The organism is Terrabacter terrae, assembly GCF_039529575.1.
Classification (GTDB): Bacteria; Actinomycetota; Actinomycetes; order Actinomycetales; family Dermatophilaceae; genus Terrabacter; species Terrabacter terrae.
This window is the reverse complement of sequence record NZ_BAAANB010000003.1, coordinates 1-18,029: the sequence shown is the minus strand read 5'-3', so window position 1 is coordinate 18,029 and position 18,029 is coordinate 1. Positions and strand designations below refer to the sequence as shown.

The window sequence follows — 18,029 nt, the reverse complement described above, 5'->3', positions numbered from 1 at the left end:
GCGCCCCACCGTCGGCGTCGGCAAACCCGGGTGCGCGCCGTCGGTGGGCGGTGACAGGCTTGGCCCCATGGACTTGGGGGCCTATCGGCCGGTGCTGGCCAACCGCGACACCCGGAGCGCGCTGCTGCTCGGCTTCCTCATCCGCGTGCCCATGTGGGCCGGTGGGGTCATCCTGACCCTGCACGTCGTGACCTCACTGGGCCGCAGCTACGGCGAGGCGGGTCTCGTCACGGCCGCATCGACGGTCGCGGTGGCCGTCTCGGGGCCCTGGCGCGGCCGGCTGCTCGACCGGATCGGCCTGCGCCGCACGGTCGGTCCCTCGCTCCTCGTGCAGGTCGTGTGCTGGTCGGTCGCTCCGTGGGTCGGCTACCTGCCGCTCGTCGCGTTCGCCGCGCTGGCCGGGCTCTTCGTCGTCCCCACGTTCTCGATCCTGCGCCAGGTGATCATCGGGTCGGTCCCGGCCGAGCAGCGGCGCACGGCGCTGTCGCTCGACTCGTCGGCCACCGAGCTGTCGTTCATGGCCGGCCCCGCCATCGGCGTCTGGCTGGCGACATCGTGGCACACCGGCTGGGCGCTGCTCGTCTGCGAGCTGGCCTCGGCCGCCGCCGGCTTCGTCATGTGGCTCGTCAACCCGCCCCTCACGTCCGGCCGGCCGGAGGGGGCACCGGAGGCTGGGCACGACGAGCAGGGGGAGGGCGCGAGGGCCGAGGCGATCGCCGCCCCGGCGGTTCCGGGCCGGGGCGTGGCCCCACGGGCGGTGCGCGGCTTCATCACCGTGCCGGTGGCCGCCGTCCTGCTCGCGGCCGCCTGCTCCACCTTGGTGCTCAGCGGCACCGACGTCTCCATCGTGGCGGCGCTGCGTTCCTTCGGGTCCACCGGCTCCATCGGCTGGGTGCTCGCGCTGTGGGGCGCCGGCTCCCTCGTCGGAGGTCTCGTCTACGGCGCGTGGCACCGGTCGCTGTCGGTGTTCTGGCTGCTGGGCGGCCTCGCGGCCACCACCGCGCCGGTCGCGCTGGCCCTCGGCGTGCCGAGCTTCGCCGTGCTCGTCACCGTCTCGGGCTTCCTGTGCGCCCCGACGATCACGGCCACGGTCGAGCAGCTGAGCCGCCTGGTGTCCGAGCGCTTCCGTGGGGAGATGATGGGCTGGCACGGCTCGGCCATGACCGCCGGTTCGGCGGTGGGCGCCCCGGTCGCCGGCTTCGCCATCGACCACGGCGGCTGGTCGTGGGGCTTCGTCGTCGTCTCGGCGCTCGGAGTGCTCATCGCGGGTCTCGGCTGGCTGGCCTCGCGCCGCGGTCGGGAGGTCGCCGAGCCCGGACCGGCCGCCGCAGCGGAAGCGTCCGCCGTCGCCGCACCTGCGTCACCCGACGGCGTCGCGCCGACCGATTCGGAGCACGGCGTCCCGGCTGCTACCATCGATCACTGACCAGCCGTCACATCTGCACCCGCTCCGGCGGACGCGTGTGACGACGTGCAAGAGAAGCTCGCTTCCACCCGCGTCGACCTCACGGTTGCCGGGTCAAGGTCTGCTCGGCCGGATGCCGTCCGCGGCACACGTGTCGAGCCGTGTGACGCGACGTCGACCGTCCGGCATACGCGACCCTTGGGCTCCTCGTGCACACACGGGGAGCCTTTTCTCGTTGTGGTCGCGGCAGGACTGGCACCACACCCGTCTGGTCACCACGTTTCACGATCTAAGGAGCACCACATCAGCGAGCCTCGCATCAACGAGCGCATCCGGGTCCCGGAAGTGCGCTTGGTTGGCCCCAACGGCGAGCAGGTCGGCATCGTCCGCGTCGAGGACGCGCTGCGTCTGGCCGAGGAGGCGAACCTCGACCTCGTCGAGGTGGCCCCCATGGCCAAGCCGCCGGTCGCCAAGCTCATGGACTTCGGCAAGTTCAAGTACGAAGCCGCCATGAAGGCACGGGAAGCGCGCAAGAACCAGGTCAACACGGTCATCAAGGAGATCAAGCTCCGTCCGAAGATCGACCCGCACGACTACGGCACCAAGAAGGGCCATGTCGAGCGGTTCCTCAAGGCCGGCGACAAGGTCAAGGTGACGATCATGTTCCGTGGCCGCGAGCAGTCGCGGCCCGAGCTCGGGCGACGTCTGCTCGAGCGCCTCGCCGAGGACATCGCCGAGCTCGGCTTCGTCGAGTCGGCGCCGAAGCAGGACGGCCGCAACATGATCATGGTGATCGGGCCGACCAAGAAGAAGGCGGAGGCCAAGGCCGAGCAGCGCCGCTCCCGCGAGCAGCACGAGCAGCACGAGCAGCACGGCCAGCCCGAGCAGAGCGCGCCCGGCGAGCAGCCGGCCGCCCCGGCCCCGCAGACCGACGAGGCCACCGCAGCCGCCGAGTGACCGGCGGTCGGTGACCGGCCGGGGGCGCGAGCCACCGGCACGACAGACCACGTGCGCCCACTGGCGCACGCAACACGAAGGAGATCGGCCCCCATGCCGAAGATGAAGACGCACAGCGGTGCGAAGAAGCGTTTCCGCCTGACCGGCACCGGCAAGGTCATGCGCGAGCAGGCCGGCGGCCGTCACCTGCTCGAGCACAAGTCGAGCAAGAAGATGCGTTCCATCGCGAACGACGTCGAGCTCGCCAAGCCGGACGCCAAGAAGGCCAAGAAGCTCCTCGGCAAGTGAGCCGGGACCCCCACCCATCAGCACTTCGCTGAGCAACCGGGTCCCCGGTAGGCCAGCAGCAGCAAGCACTGCGTCAAGCAGAGAAGGAGTATTCACGTGGCACGCGTGAAGCGGGCGGTCAACGCCCAGAAGAAGCGTCGCGTCGTTCTCGAGCGCGCCAGCGGTTACCGCGGCCAGCGGTCGCGTCTGTACCGCAAGGCCAAGGAGCAGGTCACCCACTCCCTCGGGTACGCCTACCGTGACCGTCGCGCCAAGAAGGGCGACTTCCGTCGCCTCTGGATCCAGCGCATCAACGCCGCGGCTCGCGCCAACGGCATGACCTACAACCGGTTCATGCAGGGCCTGAAGGCCGCCGGTGTCGAGGTCGACCGCAAGATCCTCGCGGACCTCGCCGTCAACGACGCGCCGGCCTTCGCCACGCTCGTGGAGCTCTCGCGCGCCAACGTCCCTGCCCAGGCAGAGGCGAAGGCCGCCGCAGGCGACGCCGCCTGAGCGACGCCGTCGAACACACGACGCAGCCCAGAGCGCCGGGACGCCCCGTGCTGACCAACCCCCGATCCGATCGGGTCAAGGCAGTGCGGGCGCTGTCCCGGCGCTCGGTGCGTTCCCGCACCGGCGAGTTCCTCGCGGAGGGGCCGCAGGCCGTCCGTGAGGCCGTGACGTTCCGGCCCGAGCTCGTGCGCGACGTCTACGTCACCCCCGAGGCGGGGGAGCGGCACGCCGGGATCGTCGAGGCGGCCCGGGCAGCGAGCGTGTGGGTGCACGAGGTGAGCCCCGAGGTGCTCGCTGCGATGTGCGACACCGAGTCTCCGCAGGGCGTCGCGGCCGTATGCAGGGTGCTGGACCTCCCGCTCGACTCGGTGCTCGCGGACCTGCCGACCGACGCGATCGTCTGCGTCCTCACCAACGTGCGCGACCCTGGCAACGCCGGCACCGTCATCCGTGGCGCCGACGCCGCCGGCGCCGACGCCGTTCTCGTCAGCGACGCGAGCGTGGACGTCTACAACAGCAAGGTCGTGCGTTCCACCGTCGGATCGCTGTGGCACCTGCCGCTCAGCATCGGCGCGTCCGTGCCCGAGATCCTCTCCGCCCTGCGTGACCGCGGTGTCCGGCTGCTCGCCGCCGACGGCGCCGGGACGACGCTCCTGCACGACGCCGACCTCTCCGGCCCGCACGCCTGGGTCATGGGCAACGAGGCGTGGGGCCTCCCGCAGGAGGTCCGCGACGCCTGCGACGACGTCGTGCGCGTGCCCATCCACGGCCATGCCGAGTCGCTCAACCTCGCCATGGCGGCCACCATCTGTCTCTACGCCTCGGCGGAAGCTCGGCGCACCAGCCGGTGACCGGGCCATCCACCCAAGTCCCGGCAAGCGTGACTATTGTCGGCTCCATGACCTCCGTCGACGGGACCGGCGCTCCGCTGCCCGAACCGACGGCCGGGTCGCCAGGAGGGCAGGTGAGCCGGGCCGACGCGGCACAGGTCCACGGGGTGGAAGAGCTGCTGCCCGACGGCCTGGTCGTCGTCGGCGCCGACCAGCGCGTCACCTTCGCCAACACCGAGGCGCTGCGCATCCTCGCGTGCGACCGCTCCGACCTGCTGGGCCGCACGGTGGTGGACGGCCTGCCGCTCCGGGACAGGGACGGCCGCGACTGGTGGGCACACACCACCGCGTGGAACGGTGTCTCGAGCCGTACGACCCACAGGGAGAAGCTCCTCGTCGCACCGAAGGGTCACGAGGTGCTCGTGACCGCGCGTTTCGTGCGAGCGCGGCACAACGGCGCCGTGGAGCAGGTCCTCCTCGGCCTGAGGGACGCCGAAGGGCGCCAGCTGGCCGAGCGTGACCAGGCGACCGTCCTGTCCACCGTGGCGCACGAGCTGCGGGCGCCTCTCACCTCCGTCACCGGCTTCACGAGCAGCCTGCTGCGCCGCTGGGACCGCTTCACCGACGAGCAGAAGCGCCTCATGATCGAGACGATCGAGTCCGACGCGACCCGGCTGACACGGCTCATCACCGAGCTGCTCGACATCTCCCGCCTCGACTCCGACAGCCTCAACCTCCGCCTGGGGCCGGTGGACCTGCAGGCCCTGCTCCGCACCCACGTCGTCCGCTACGAGCTCGGTCGCTCGGTCGGTGCCGTCCAGCTGCGCCTCGGTGCGCGCGCGACGCAGGAAGGCCTGCCGCAGCTGTGGGCCGACACCGACCGGCTCGAGCAGATCTTCTTCAACCTCATCGAGAACGCCCTGACCCACGGCGACGGCCGTGTCACCGTCACGCTGGACCGCGGGGAGTCGCTGGAGGACTTCGCGGAGTCGGTGGTCGTCCTGGTCGACGACGAGGGTGACGGCATACCCGTGTCCGACCGCGAGAGGATCTTCGGGCGCTTCTGGCACGGGCCCTCCAACGCGAGCACGGGCCTCGGGCTCTACGTCGTGCGGGGGCTGGTCGAGGCGCACGGGGGGTCGGTGCACGTGACCGACAACGAGTCGGGAGGGGCGCGGTTCGTCGTCCGTCTCCCCGCGGGCATGCCGGCCGTGGTGGGCGGCTGACCGCAGCGCGAGCGGCCCGCGTGAGCCGCACGGGGCCGCCCCTAGACTGGAGCGCACGCACCCGGCCGCCTCGTGGTGGGCGGGTCGTCGGCGCAGGTGACCCAGACCCAGAGTCCAGGGGTGACCGGAGCCGACGAGCGGCCCCCACCCGTGAACCCGAGCGAGAGCAGCGAACGCACGCCGATGTCCGGACCCAACACGAACTACGACCCCGTCGAGGTCTCCGCGCTCGACCCGGCCAACGTCGACGCCGCGGTGCAGCAGGCGCTGTCCGCCATCGCCGAGGCCGCGTCGCTCGACGACCTCAAGGCGGCGCGCATCGCGCACCAGGGAGAGAAGAGCCCGCTGGCCCTCGCAAACCGCGAGATCGGGGCCCTCCCGCCGAGCGCCAAGGCCGAGGCCGGCAAGCGCGTCGGCCAGGCGCGCGGTCGCGTCGGGCAGGCCCTCGCCGCCCGTCAGGCCGAGCTCGAGGCTGAGCGCGACGAGCGCATCCTCGTCGAGGAGCGCGTCGACGTGACGCTCCCGGCCCTGCGCCGCCAGCCGGGCGCCCGGCACCCCATCGAGCTGGTCGCCCAGCGCCTCGCCGACGCCTTCGTCGGCATGGGCTGGGAGGTCGCCGAGGGGCCCGAGCTCGAGAGCGAGTGGCTCAACTTCGACGCGCTCAACCTCGGACCCGACCACCCGGCGCGGCAGATGCAGGACACCTTCTTCCTCGACCCCGTCGACTCGGGCCTCGTGCTGCGCACCCAGACCTCTCCGGTGCAGATCCGCACCATGCTCGAGAAGGAGCCGCCCATCTACGTCGTGGCCCCGGGCAAGGTCTTCCGCACCGACGACCTCGACGCGACGCACACCCCCGTCTTCCACCAGATCGAGTGCCTGGCCATCGACAAGGGTCTGACCATGGCGCACCTGCGCGGCGCCCTCGATGCGTTCGTGCGCATCATGTTCGGCGAGGGCACCCGAACCCGCGTGCGCGCCTCCTACTTCCCGTTCACCGAGCCGTCGATGGAGACCGACTTCGTCTGCTTCGCCTGCCACGGCGACTCCGCTCCGGGGGAGTGCCGCACGTGCGGTGGCTCCGGCTGGATCGAACTCGGCGGCTCCGGCATGGTCAACCGCAAGGTGCTGCGCGCCTGCGGGATCGACCCCGACGTCTACTCCGGCTTCGCCTTCGGGCTCGGCATCGAAAGGGCACTCATGCTGCGGCACGGCGTGCAGGGCATGCACGACATGGTCGAGGGCGACGTCCGCTTCTCGCAGCAGTTCGGGATGGAGGTCTGACATGCGTATGCCACTGGGCTGGCTTGCCGAGTACGCCGAGGTCCCGCCGGGCACGACCGGCGCCGACGTCGCCGCTGCCCTCGTCTCCGTCGGCATCGAGGAGGAGGACCTCCACGGTGGCGACATCACCGGACCCCTCGTCGTGGGCAGGGTGCTCGACTTCGTCGAGGAGCCCCAGAAGAACGGCAAGACCATCCGCTGGTGCACCGTCGACGTCGGTGAGAACGGCCAGATGCTCACCGAGGGCAAGCACCAGGAGATCGTCTGCGGCGCCCTCAACTTCGAGGTCGGCGACCTCGTCGTCGTCGTCCTGCCCGGGGCCACCCTCCCCGGCGGCTTCCACATCAGCGCCCGCAAGACGTACGGCCACGTCTCAAACGGGATGATCTGCGCGGAGGACGAGATCGGCCTCGGCAGCGACCACGAGGGCATCATCGTCCTCTCGCGTCTGCTCGGCGAGGAGAAGGCCGCCGACCTCAAGCCCGGCGACGACGCCATCGCGCTGCTGGGCCTCGGTGAGGAGACCATCGAGGCCAACGTCACGCCCGACCGTGGCTACTGCTTCTCGGTGCGCGGCCTCGCCCGCGAGTACTGGCACGCCCAGGGCAGCCCGGCCGGGGGGTTCCGCGACCCCGCCCTCATCGAGACACCGGCTGTCAACGACGCGGGCTACGCCGTGCGCGTCGACGACGCCGCTCCCATCGAGGGGATCGCCGGGTGCGACCGCTACGTCGCCCGCGTCATCCGCGGCATCGACCCGACGCGGCCGAGTCCGGCCTGGATGCAGCAGCGGCTGACCGCGATGGGCATGCGTCCCATCTCGCTGGCAGTCGACGTCACCAACTACGTCATGCTCGCCGTCGGGCAGCCGCTGCACGCGTTCGACCTGGGCAAGCTCTCCGGCTCGATCGTCGTGCGCCGGGCCGAGTCGGGGGAGACCCTCACGACGTTGGACGAGGTGAAGCGCAAGCTCTCGCCGGAGGACCTGCTCATCACCGACGGCGGCGAACGCGTCCTCGCCATCGCCGGCGTCATGGGCGGTGCCTCCTCCGAGGTGGACGACCAGACCACCGACATCCTCATCGAGTCGGCCCACTTCGACCCCACGTCGGTGGCGCGCACGTCGCGCCGGCACAAGCTCGTGACGGAGGCCTCCAAGCGCTACGAGCGTGGGGTCGACCCCCAGCTCGCCCCGGCTGCCGCCCAGCTGGCCGTCGACCTGCTCGTCGAGCACGGCGGCGGCACGGTGGACCACGGCGTCACGGATGTCGACCACACGCCCGAGCCCTCCGCATACCTCCTCGACGTCACGGAGCCCGGCCGCATCGTCGGTCTCGACTACCCCCGCGAGCGGGTCGTGCAGATCCTGCGCGACCTCGGCTGCATGGTCGACGAGACGGGCGCCGGCACCGACGACACCCACGTGCTCGTCACACCGCCCTCCTGGCGGCCCGACCTGCAGGACGGCCCCGACTACGCGGAGGAGGTCGCGCGGATCGACGGCTACAACAACATCCCGTCGATCACCCCGACCCCCATCGAGGGCCAGGGGCTCACCCACGGGCAGAAGACCCGCCGGGTCGTCGCCGACGCGCTCGCCGGCGCCGGCCTGACCGAGGTGCTGACCTACCCGTTCGTCGCCGAGTCGGTCGCCGACGACCTCATGCTCCGTGCCGACGACGACCGCCGGCACGCGGTCCGAGTCGCCAACCCGCTCAGCGAGGAGCGCCCGCTGCTGCGCACGTCGGTCCTCGCGAGCCTCGTCGACGCCCTGCGCCGCAACGTCGCCCGCGGCCACAAGGACGTGTCTCTCTTCGAGGTCGGCCTCGTCTTCCGGCCCGGCGGGCCGCTCGCGAGAGCACCGATCCCCAGCGTGCTCAGCCGTCCCGACGGCGAGACCCTGGAGCAGCTGTATGCCGCCGTGCCCGCCCAGCCGCGTCACGTGGCCCTGCTCATGACGGGCCAGATCGAGCACGCCGGCTGGTGGGGCCCGGGCCGCGCCGCCGACTGGAGCGACGCGGTCGCCGCGGTGCAGACCGTCGCCGCCGCGCTCGCCGTCGAGGTGGTCGTGGCCAACGACCCGGCGCACGCGCCGTGGCACCCGGGCCGGTGCGCTCGGATCAGCCTCGCGGACGGCACCCTGGTGGGCCACGCGGGCGAGCTCCACCCGAAGGTGCTCGCTTCGCTCGACCTGCCGGCGCGGACCGTGGCGGCCGAGTTCGACGTCGACGTGCTCGTCGCGGCGAGCGCCGAGCCGGTCCAGGCACGCCCGTTCTCGACCTTCCCGCCGGCGATGACCGACATCGCGCTGCTCGTCGAGGCGCAGGTGCCCGCGGGCGACGTCGAGGCTGCGCTCCGCCGGGGCGCAGGGGCGTCGCTGGAGTCCGTGACGCTCTTCGACGTCTACGAGGGGGAGCGCATCGAGGCCGGGCACCGGTCGCTGGCCTACCGGCTCACCTTCCGCGCTGCCGACCGCACGCTGACGACCGACGAGGTCAACGGCTTCCGCGACGCGGCGGTCGCGTCGGCGGCCGAGGCCACGGGAGCCGTCCAGCGCTGAGAGTGGATGCACGAATATGCATGAACGTGTATAGTCATGCATCGTGATCAGGGCAGCAGTTGCGGGGGCGAGCGGCTACGCCGGAGGAGAGATCCTCCGGCTGCTGCTCGCCCACCCGCGGTTCGAGGTCGGCGCCGTGACGGCGGCCAGCAGTGCGGGTGAACGTCTCGGGGGCGTCCACCCGCACCTCGTTCCGCTCGCGGACCGGGTGCTCGAGGCGACCACGCCTGCGACCCTCGCCGGTCACGACGTCGTCTTCCTCGCGCTGCCGCACGGCCACTCTGGCGCCATCGCCGCCCAGCTGTCCGAGTCGGTCGTCATCATCGACTGTGGCGCGGACTTCCGCCTCGAGTCCGAGTCAGCCTGGACGTCCTTCTACGACACGCCGTATGCCGGGTCGTGGCCCTACGGCCTCCCCGAGCTTCCCGGGGCGGCGGCGTCGGTCCAGCGGGACCGGCTCGAGGGGGCCCGGCGCATCGCCGTCCCGGGCTGCTACCCGACCGGCATCTCGCTGGCCCTCGCGCCCGGCTTCGCCGCAGGACTGCTCGAGGCCGACGACGTCGTGGTCGTCGCAGCCTCCGGCACGTCCGGTGCGGGGAAGTCCCTCAAGCCGCACCTGCTCGGCAGCGAGGTGATGGGGTCGATGTCGCCCTACGGCGTCGGCGGTGTGCACCGGCACACCCCCGAGATCGAGCAGAACCTCTCCCGTGCCGCGGGCGAGCCGGTCACGGTCTCGTTCACGCCCACGCTGGCGCCGATGCCGCGAGGAATTCTCGCGACCTGCACGGCGCGGCTGCGGGAGGACTCCGACCCGGCGAGCGTGCGCGCGGCCTGGGAGACGGCATACGCCGACGAGCCGTTCGTGCACCTGCTGCCCGCGGGCTCCTGGCCCAGCACGGCGTCCGTCGTCGGGAGCAACCAGGTGCTTCTGCAGGTCACCGTCGACGAGCGGCTGCGCCGCGTCGTCGTGGTGTCGGCGATCGACAACCTCACCAAGGGCACCGCGGGCGCCGCGGTGCAGTGCGCCAACCTCGCCCTCGGCCTCGAGGAGACCCTGGGCCTGCCGACCGCAGGAGTCGCACCGTGAGCAGCATCCACCCGCACGCCCGCGTCGACCTGCCTGCAGGCTTCCGGGCCGCCGGGGTCACGGCCGGGCTCAAGGCCAGCGGCAGTCCCGACCTCGCCCTCGTCGTCAACGACGGGCCCGACCACCACGCCGCGGCGGTCTTCACGACCAACCGCGTCGAGGCGGCTCCGGTCACGTGGTCGCGGCAGGTCGTCGCCGACGGCCGTGTCGACGCGGTCGTGCTCAACTCGGGCGGCGCCAACGCCTGCACCGGGGCGCAGGGCTTCCTGGACACCCACCGGACCGCGGAGCACGTCGCGGACGTCCTCGGCATCTCGGCCGGCGACGTGGTCGTCTGCTCGACCGGCCTCATCGGCGAGCTGCTCCCGATGGACAAGGTCACAGCCGGTGTCGATGCGGCGGGCGCGGCCCTCTCACCGGCCGGCCACGAGGACGCGGCCGTCGCGATCAAGACCACCGACACCGTGCACAAGGTCGCCGCGCACGCGGGAGAGGGCTGGTCGGTCTCGGGCATGGCCAAGGGTGCGGGGATGCTCGCCCCGGCGCTCGCGACGATGCTCGTCGTGCTGACGACCGACGCGGTCGTCGAGCAGGCGGACCTCGACGCGGCCCTGCGGAGGGCCACCGCCGTCTCGTTCGACCGCATCGACTCGGACGCCTGCATGTCGACCAACGACACCGTCGTCGTGCTCGCCTCCGGCGCGTCGGGGGTCTTCGTCGACGGGGGACAGCTGTCCGAGGCTCTGACCATCGTGTGCTCGTCCCTCGCGCGCCAGCTCATCGGGGACGCCGAGGGCGCGGCGCACGACATCGCGATCGAGGTCGTGAACGCCGCGAGCGTCGAGGACGCCCTCGAGGTCGCCCGGGCGGTCGCGCGCAACAACCTCTTCAAGTGCGCCGTCTTCGGCAACGACCCCAACTGGGGGCGCGTGCTGGCTGCCGTCGGCACGACCCGGGCGGCCTTCGAGCCTGCCACCCTCGACGTGGCGATGAACGGGGTCCAGGTCTGCCGCTCCGGCGGGGTCGGGGAGGACCGCAGCCTGGTGGACCTCGACGCCCGCGAGGTCCACGTCCTCGTCGACCTGCACGCCGGCCGCGAGAGCGCGACGATCTGGACCAACGACCTGACCCACGACTACGTCCACGAGAACTCGGCCTACAGCACATGAACGCCCCCAGCAGCGGCAGCGGCCGCGCCCAGCCGCCCGCCCACGTGCGTGGCCTCATCGACGCCGCCGCCCTCCGTGTCGCCGCGGGCAAGGCAGCGACCCTGGTCGAGGCCCTCCCGTGGCTCGAGCGTTTCCGCGGCGCCCTGGTCGTCGTCAAGTACGGCGGCAACGCGATGGTCGACGACGAGCTCAAGGCCGCCTTCGCGCAGGACATCGCCTTCTTGCGGTATGCCGGACTGCGCCCCGTCGTCGTCCACGGCGGTGGCCCGCAGATCAAGGCGATGCTCGAGCGGGTCGGGCTGGCGAGCGAGTTCAAGGGCGGGCTGCGCGTCACGACGCCTGAGGTGATGGACGTCGTGCGGATGGTCCTCACCGGGCAGGTGGGGCGCGAGCTCGTCGGCCTGCTCAACCAGCACGGCCCCATCGCCGTCGGGCTCTCGGGCGAGGACGCGGCCCTGCTCGGCGCTCGCCGCCGCGGCACGGTCGTCGACGGCGAGGAGGTCGACCTCGGCCTCGTCGGTGACGTCGAGAGCGTCAACCCCTCGGCGATCCTCGACATCCTCGACGCCGGTCGCGTCCCGGTCGTCAGCACGGTGGCACCGGACCTCGACGTCGAGGGCCAGGTGCTCAACGTCAACGCCGACACCGCCGCGGCCGCGATCGCCGTCGCCCTCGAGGCCGAGAAGCTCGTCGTGCTCACGGACGTCGAGGGCATCTACGCCGACTGGCCCGACCGGGGCTCGCTGCTGTCCACGATCACGGTCGGCGCGGCCCGCGAGCTGCTGTCCCGCGTCGACCACGGCATGGTGCCCAAGCTCGAGGCGTGCATCCGCGCCGTCGAGGGCGGCGTCCCGCAGACGCACGTCGTCGACGGCCGCAAGGCGCACTCGATCCTGCTCGAGATCTTCACCGACGAGGGGATCGGCACCATGGTGCTCCCCGAGATCGCCGGGTCGACGCCATCGACCCCCAGCTCTCCCGTCACCGCCTCGCCCTCGACCGTCACACCGGAGGAGGCCCCATGACCACGGCCACCGACCTGCTCGGCCGTTACGCCGGCGCGATGGTGCAGGTCTTCGGCACCCCACAGCTCGTCCTCGCCTCGGGGCACGGCTGCTGGGTCACCGACGTCGACGGCAACCGCTACCTCGACCTGCTCTCCGGCATCGCGGTCAACGCGCTCGGCCACGGCCATCCCGCTCTCGTGCAGGCGGTCGCCAAGCAGGCCGAGTCGGCGATCCACGTGTCCAACTTCTTCACCTCCGAGCCGGCGATCGCGCTCGCCGAGCGGATTCTCGACATCGCCGCGGCCCCGAGCGGGTCGGGCGTCTTCTTCGCCAACTCCGGCACCGAGGCCACCGAGGCGGCGATCAAGCTCTCGCGGCGGACCGGCCGCACCCGCATCGTCGCCCTCGAGGGCTCCTTCCACGGCCGGTCGACCGGGGCCCTGGCGTTGACGCACAAGGCGGCCTACCGCGAGCCCTTCGAGCCGCTCATCCCCGAGGTCGTCTTCGTTCCGCCGAACGACGCGGAGGCGCTGCGCGCCGCCGTCGACGACACCACGGCGGCGCTGTTCGTGGAGCCGATCCAGGGTGAGGCCGGCGTGCGCGAGCTGTCCACCAACTACCTCCGGCTCGCGCGTGAGCTGACGTCGGCCCACGGCGTGCTGCTGGTCGTCGACGAGATCCAGACCGGCATCGGGCGCACGGGCGACTGGTTCGCCCACCAGTCGTCGGGCATCGTTCCCGACGCGATGACGCTGGCGAAGGGGCTCGGCGGCGGCGTGCCGATCGGTGCCCTGGTGACCTTCGGCCCCGACGTGACCGCCCTGCTGACGGCGGGTCAGCACGGCACCACGTTCGGCGGCAACCCCCTCGCGTGCGCGGCCGGGCTCGCCGTCCTCGACACCATCGAGCGCGACCACCTCCTCGAGCACGTCCGCACGGTCGGCGCCCTCCTCGACGACGTCGGCGTGCCCGGGGTGAAGGGCACCCGCGGTCGCGGGCTGCTCCGCGCGCTCGAGCTGGACGGCACACCTGCAGCCGCCGCGATGGCGGCGGCCCGCGACGCCGGCTTCATCGTCAACGCGGTCACGCCGACGGCGCTGCGACTGGCCCCGCCCCTCGTCATCTCGGCGGACGAGCTCCGGGGCTTCCTCGACGCCCTTCCCGCGATCCTCGAGTCCGCTCGCGCCATGGGGGAGGCGGTCTCGTGAGCCGCACCCAGCGCCAGCGTCGCATCGTCGAGCTCCTCGGCGCCCACGCGGTCCACAGCCAGGGGGAGCTGTCCGACCTGCTCGTGGCCGAGGGCACCGAGGTGACGCAGGCGACCCTGTCCCGCGACCTCGTCGAGCTCGGGGCGGTCAAGGTCAGGCGCGGACGCGCCCTGGTGTATGCCGTCCCGGGCGAGGGCGGCGAGGTGACCGCCGTCGGCTCGATCGGCGACGCGGCCTCGGCGCGGCTGCGCCGCACGTGCGAGGAACTGCTCGTCTCCGCCGTGGCCGCCGACAACCTCGTGGTCCTGCGCACGCCGCCGGGCGCCGCGAACTACCTCGCGTCGGCGATCGACCAGGCCCGTGACCCCGAGGTCGTCGGGACCATCGCCGGTGACGACACCATCCTGCTGGTCACGGGCGCCGCGGCCCAGGCGGTCGCGGTCGCCGAGCGGCTCCAGTCCCTGGCCGGCAGCCGAGACTGAGCGCGCCCGAACGGGCCAGCGGTCCTCCGACGAGACGCCCCGCACCGGACCCGACGAACGCATTTCGCCGACTCACACGCGACTCACCCACGAAGCACCGAGGAGACCCGAATGACGGACGCCACCGGCACGACCGCCAGCGACGGCAGCGAGAACCCGCCCGGCGCGCCGGCCCCGCGGGTGAGCCTGTGGGGCGGCCGCTTCGCGGGCGGTCCCGACCAGGCCCTCGCGGCGCTGTCCAAGAGCACGCACTTCGACTGGCGACTGGCTCCCCACGACCTCGCCGGCTCGCGCGCCCATGCACGCGTGCTGCACTCGGCAGGGCTCCTGTCGGACGAGCACCTCGCGGGCATGCTGGAGGGCCTCGACCGGCTCGAGGCCGACGTGCTCTCGGGTGACTTCACCCCGGCCGAGGACGACGAGGACGTGCACACCGCCCTCGAGCGGGGCCTCATCGAGCGGGTGGGCACCGACCTCGGCGGCCGGTTGCGCGCGGGGCGCTCCCGCAACGACCAGGTCGCCACGCTCTTCCGGATGTACCTGCGCGAGCACGCTCGGGTGGTCGCTGGCCTGGTCCTCGACGTCGTCGACGCCCTCGTCGGCCAAGCGGACGAGCACCTCGGTGTCGCCATGCCGGGCCGCACCCACCTGCAGCACGCGCAGCCCGTCCTGCTCTCGCACCACCTGCTGGCCCACGCGTGGGCGCTGCTGCGCGACGTCGACCGGCTGCGCGACTGGGACGCGCGAACCGACGCCTCACCCTACGGCTCGGGCGCGCTCGCCGGGTCCTCGCTCGGCCTCGACCCGGAGGCCGTGGCCCGCGACCTCGGCTTCGCGCGCGCCGTCGAGAACTCCATCGACGGCACGGCCTCCCGTGACTTCGCCGCGGAGTTCGCGTTCGTGTCTGCCATGACGGCCGTCGACGTCTCCCGAATCGCGGAGGAGGTCGTGCTGTGGGCGACGAAGGAGTTCTCCTTCGTCACGCTGCACGACTCCTACTCGACCGGCTCGAGCATCATGCCGCAGAAGAAGAACCCCGACGTCGCCGAGCTGGCGCGCGGCAAGGCGGGCCGGCTCGTCGGTGACCTCGCAGGTCTGCTGACGACCCTCAAAGCGCTGCCGCTGGCGTACAACCGCGACCTCCAGGAGGACAAGGAGCCGGTCTTCGATGCCATCGACACGCTCGAGGTGCTGCTCCCCGCCTTCTCCGGGATGGTCGCGACGCTGACCTTCCACACCGACCGCCTCGAGTCGCTGGCGCCCCAGGGCTTCGCCCTCGCCACCGACATCGCCGAGTGGCTGGTGCGCCAGGGCGTGCCCTTCCGGGTGGCCCACGAGGTGGCCGGTGCCTGCGTGCGCGAGTGCGAGTCGCGTGGCATCGAGCTCTGGGACCTGACCGACGAGGACTTCACCCGGATCAGCGAGCACCTCACGCCGGACGTGCGCTCGGTGCTGTCCGTCGCCGGGTCGCTCGCGTCGCGCGACGCCGTGGGCGGGACCGCGCCCGTGCGAGTGGCCGAGCAGCTCGCCGCCGCCCGTGACCGGCTCGCCGACGCGCGCCGGTGGTCTTCGTCCGGCGTCTGAGGGTGCGGCTAGCGTGTCCCCGGTGAGCACCGACACCTGCCGCCTCCCGCGCGACTTCTTCGCCAGGTCGTCCGTGGAGGTCGCCCGGGACCTTCTCGGCTGCCTGCTCTCATTCGGCGGGGTGACGCTGCGGCTGACCGAGGTCGAGGCGTATGCCGGTGAGGTCGACCCCGGGTCGCACGCCTTCCGCGGGGAGACGCCGCGTACCCGGCCGATGTTCGGTCCGGCTGGGTTCACCTACGTCTACTTCACCTACGGCAACCACTGGTGCCTCAACCTCGTCGCCGGACAGGAGGGCACCGCCGAGGCCGTCCTGGTCCGGGCCGGTGAGGTGGTCGAGGGTCGTGAGCTCGTCCGGGCACGGCGTGGCACCGTCGCCGAACGCGACTGGGCCAGGGGGCCGGGCCGGCTGGGCCAGGCACTGTGCATGGGCGGCGAGCACACCGGGCGAGACTTCTGCCGGCCGGTCCTCGGAGAGCCCATCGACCTCGTCGTGGCCGAACCCGCTCGGCCCGTGGCGGCCGGTGCCGTGGCGACGGGGCCCCGCGTGGGGGTGAGCGGTCCGGGAGGAGATGGCACGGCATACCCATGGCGGTTCTTCCTCGAGGGCGACCGCTTCGTCTCCGCCTACCGTCCCGGCACGGTGAAACGGCGCCGCGCGACCGCCCCACGCTCGTGAGCGACCTGCCGGAAGCCCGGCATTCGGGACCAGGGGCTACTCGTTGGCCCGGGCGTGACGGCATACGGCAGGCTGTGACCGGAGTGGGCGACCGGCCCACCCGACAGAGAGGACACCGATACCCGTGACGGACATCTTCGACGAGCTGCAGTGGCGCGGCCTGGTGGCACAGTCCACCGACGAGGCGGCGCTGCGCAAGGCCCTCGCCGACGGACCGGTCACGGTGTATTGCGGCTTCGACCCCAGCGCGCCCTCGCTGCACTTCGGCAACTTCGTGCAGCTCTCGGTGCTCCGGCGCATGCAGGCAGCCGGCCACCGGGTCATCTGCCTCGTCGGCGGGTCCACCGGGCTGATCGGGGACCCGAAGCCCGACGCCGAGCGCGTGCTCCAGGACAAGGACACGATCGCCGAGTCGGTGGCGCGCATCCAGCAGCTCGTGGGTCCGCTCCTGGACTTCGAGGGCGACAACGCCGCGCTGCTCGTCAACAACCTCGACTGGACGGCCCCGCTCAGCGCCCTCGACTTCCTCCGCGACGTCGGCAGGCACTTCCGCGTCAACCAGATGATCCGCAAGGAGGCGGTCGCCAGGCGCCTGGAGAGCGAGCACGGGATCTCCTACACGGAGTTCAGCTACCAGATGCTGCAGGCGCTCGACTTCCTCGAGCTCTACCGCACCCGTGGGTGCATCCTGCAGATCGGTGGCAGCGACCAGTGGGGCAACATCACGGCGGGTGTCGACCTCGTGCACCGGGCGGAGGGTGCGACGGTGCACGCCCTGGCAACGCCGCTGCTCGTCGACTCCACGGGGCGCAAGTTCGGCAAGTCCGAGGGCAACGCCGTGTGGCTGAGCGCCGACATGACCAGCCCCTATGCCTTCTACCAGTACTTCCTCAACGTCGAGGACGCGTCGGTCGTGGCGATGCTCAAGGCGCTCACCGACCGTTCGCGCGAGGAGATCGGGCAGCTCGAGCAGCAGGTGGCGAGCGAGCCGTTCCGGCGCACGGCGCAGCGGACCCTGGCGGCCGACGTGACGACGCTCGTGCACGGTGCCGAGGCGACGGCCGCCGTCCAGGCGGCGTCCGAGGCGCTCTTCGGCAAGGGGGACCTGGGCAGCCTGGACCTGCGCACCCTGGGGGACGCGACGGCGGAGCTGCCCGGAGCCGACGTGCCCGTGGGAACGCCCGTGGTCGACGCCCTCGTGGCGGTGGGCCTGGTCGACTCCCGCAACGGTGCACGGAGAGCGATCGGGGAGGGAGGGGCCTCGGTCAACAACGTCAAGGTGACCGACCCCGACCGCGTGCTCGAGGAGGGCGACTTCCTGCACGGGAGCGTCGCGGTGATCAAGCGCGGCAGGCGGAGCCTCGCAGCAGCGCGGCGCGCCTGATTCCGCCGCTGTCGAGCCGGATCCCGCTGTCTGACAACGGGATCCGGCTTTTCGGGCATCTGGGACGCCTCGCGCGGCGGCCGATTTGTGTTCCTCCGAGAGGCGGGGTTACTGTTCTCTTCGTCAGCCCGACAGGGAGGAACGGACGCCACCGCGATCGACACGATCGAGAGCGAAGTTGGCCGGTCCCGGGGCTGACCTCGTGGTTCGGTTCGTGCCGGTTGATCCGGTATGGTTCCGGACGCCCGCACAGGCTCTCGAGTCATCGAGCAGTCGGCGGGACTGGCTGAAGCGGCCCGGATGATCGGGTAGGCTTCACCGCGTAGGAACCGCTGACACCAAGCGGGTCATGTCTGGCCGTCCTGAAGGGCGGGTCGCAGGTTTGAC

Annotated in this window: 16 protein-coding genes; all 16 read left to right on the top strand. The window is 72.1% G+C overall.

The window, feature by feature from the left end; all coding sequences use genetic code 11:
- Nucleotides 1-67: 67 nt before the first annotated feature.
- A complete protein-coding gene (locus ABD194_RS05510; protein WP_343988857.1) occupies nucleotides 68-1,426 on the top strand; it encodes an MFS transporter in 1,359 nt (452 codons plus the stop codon).
- A gap of 282 nt (nucleotides 1,427-1,708) precedes the next feature.
- Nucleotides 1,709-2,362: a translation initiation factor IF-3 gene (gene infC, locus ABD194_RS05505; protein WP_343989625.1), complete on the top strand. Its 654-nt coding sequence runs from the start codon at nucleotides 1,709-1,711 to the stop codon at nucleotides 2,360-2,362.
- A gap of 93 nt (nucleotides 2,363-2,455) precedes the next feature.
- Nucleotides 2,456-2,650, top strand: a complete 195-nt coding sequence (gene rpmI / locus ABD194_RS05500) for a 50S ribosomal protein L35 (RefSeq protein WP_020144695.1) — start codon at nucleotides 2,456-2,458, stop codon at nucleotides 2,648-2,650.
- Between the two features lie 96 nt (nucleotides 2,651-2,746).
- The gene (gene rplT, locus ABD194_RS05495) at nucleotides 2,747-3,142 is read left to right on the top strand and encodes a 50S ribosomal protein L20 (protein WP_343988847.1); all 396 of its coding nucleotides are present in this window, start codon (nucleotides 2,747-2,749) and stop codon (nucleotides 3,140-3,142) included.
- 47 nt (nucleotides 3,143-3,189) lie between these two features.
- Nucleotides 3,190-3,993 (top strand): TrmH family RNA methyltransferase, encoded by an 804-nt coding sequence (locus ABD194_RS05490; protein WP_343988845.1) that lies wholly within the window; start codon nucleotides 3,190-3,192, stop codon nucleotides 3,991-3,993.
- A 47-nt stretch (nucleotides 3,994-4,040) separates the two neighbouring features.
- On the top strand, nucleotides 4,041-5,198 hold the full coding sequence (locus tag ABD194_RS05485; protein ID WP_343988843.1) for a sensor histidine kinase: 1,158 nt from the start codon (nucleotides 4,041-4,043) through the stop codon (nucleotides 5,196-5,198).
- A 183-nt stretch (nucleotides 5,199-5,381) separates the two neighbouring features.
- On the top strand, nucleotides 5,382-6,482 hold the full coding sequence (gene pheS, locus ABD194_RS05480) for a phenylalanine--tRNA ligase subunit alpha (protein WP_343989623.1): 1,101 nt from the start codon (nucleotides 5,382-5,384) through the stop codon (nucleotides 6,480-6,482).
- Nucleotide 6,483: 1 nt separating this feature from the next.
- On the top strand, nucleotides 6,484-9,042 hold the full coding sequence (pheT, locus tag ABD194_RS05475; protein WP_343988841.1) for a phenylalanine--tRNA ligase subunit beta: 2,559 nt from the start codon (nucleotides 6,484-6,486) through the stop codon (nucleotides 9,040-9,042).
- Nucleotides 9,043-9,085: 43 nt separating this feature from the next.
- A complete protein-coding gene (gene argC, locus ABD194_RS05470; protein ID WP_343988839.1) occupies nucleotides 9,086-10,129 on the top strand; it encodes an N-acetyl-gamma-glutamyl-phosphate reductase in 1,044 nt (347 codons plus the stop codon).
- Nucleotides 10,126-11,298, top strand: coding sequence for a bifunctional glutamate N-acetyltransferase/amino-acid acetyltransferase ArgJ (argJ, locus tag ABD194_RS05465; protein WP_343988837.1), 1,173 nt, complete (start codon nucleotides 10,126-10,128; stop codon nucleotides 11,296-11,298). Before argC ends, argJ begins: the two co-directional genes overlap by 4 nt.
- Nucleotides 11,295-12,323, top strand: a complete 1,029-nt coding sequence (gene argB, locus ABD194_RS05460) for an acetylglutamate kinase (RefSeq protein ID WP_343988835.1) — start codon at nucleotides 11,295-11,297, stop codon at nucleotides 12,321-12,323. Before argJ ends, argB begins: the two co-directional genes overlap by 4 nt.
- The gene (locus ABD194_RS05455) at nucleotides 12,320-13,513 is read left to right on the top strand and encodes an acetylornithine transaminase (protein ID WP_343988833.1); all 1,194 of its coding nucleotides are present in this window, start codon (nucleotides 12,320-12,322) and stop codon (nucleotides 13,511-13,513) included. Before argB ends, ABD194_RS05455 begins: the two co-directional genes overlap by 4 nt.
- Nucleotides 13,510-13,995, top strand: a complete 486-nt coding sequence (argR, locus tag ABD194_RS05450) for an arginine repressor (RefSeq protein WP_343988831.1) — start codon at nucleotides 13,510-13,512, stop codon at nucleotides 13,993-13,995. The genes ABD194_RS05455 and argR overlap by 4 nt, the downstream gene beginning before the upstream one ends.
- Nucleotides 13,996-14,106: 111 nt before the next feature.
- Complete coding sequence (argH, locus tag ABD194_RS05445; protein WP_343988829.1) at nucleotides 14,107-15,579, top strand: argininosuccinate lyase; 1,473 nt, start codon at nucleotides 14,107-14,109, stop codon at nucleotides 15,577-15,579.
- A 22-nt stretch (nucleotides 15,580-15,601) separates the two neighbouring features.
- Nucleotides 15,602-16,258 (top strand): DNA-3-methyladenine glycosylase, encoded by a 657-nt coding sequence (locus ABD194_RS05440; RefSeq protein ID WP_343988827.1) that lies wholly within the window; start codon nucleotides 15,602-15,604, stop codon nucleotides 16,256-16,258.
- Between the two features lie 124 nt (nucleotides 16,259-16,382).
- The gene (gene tyrS / locus ABD194_RS05435; protein WP_343988825.1) at nucleotides 16,383-17,642 is read left to right on the top strand and encodes a tyrosine--tRNA ligase; all 1,260 of its coding nucleotides are present in this window, start codon (nucleotides 16,383-16,385) and stop codon (nucleotides 17,640-17,642) included.
- Nucleotides 17,643-18,029: the final 387 nt, after the last annotated feature.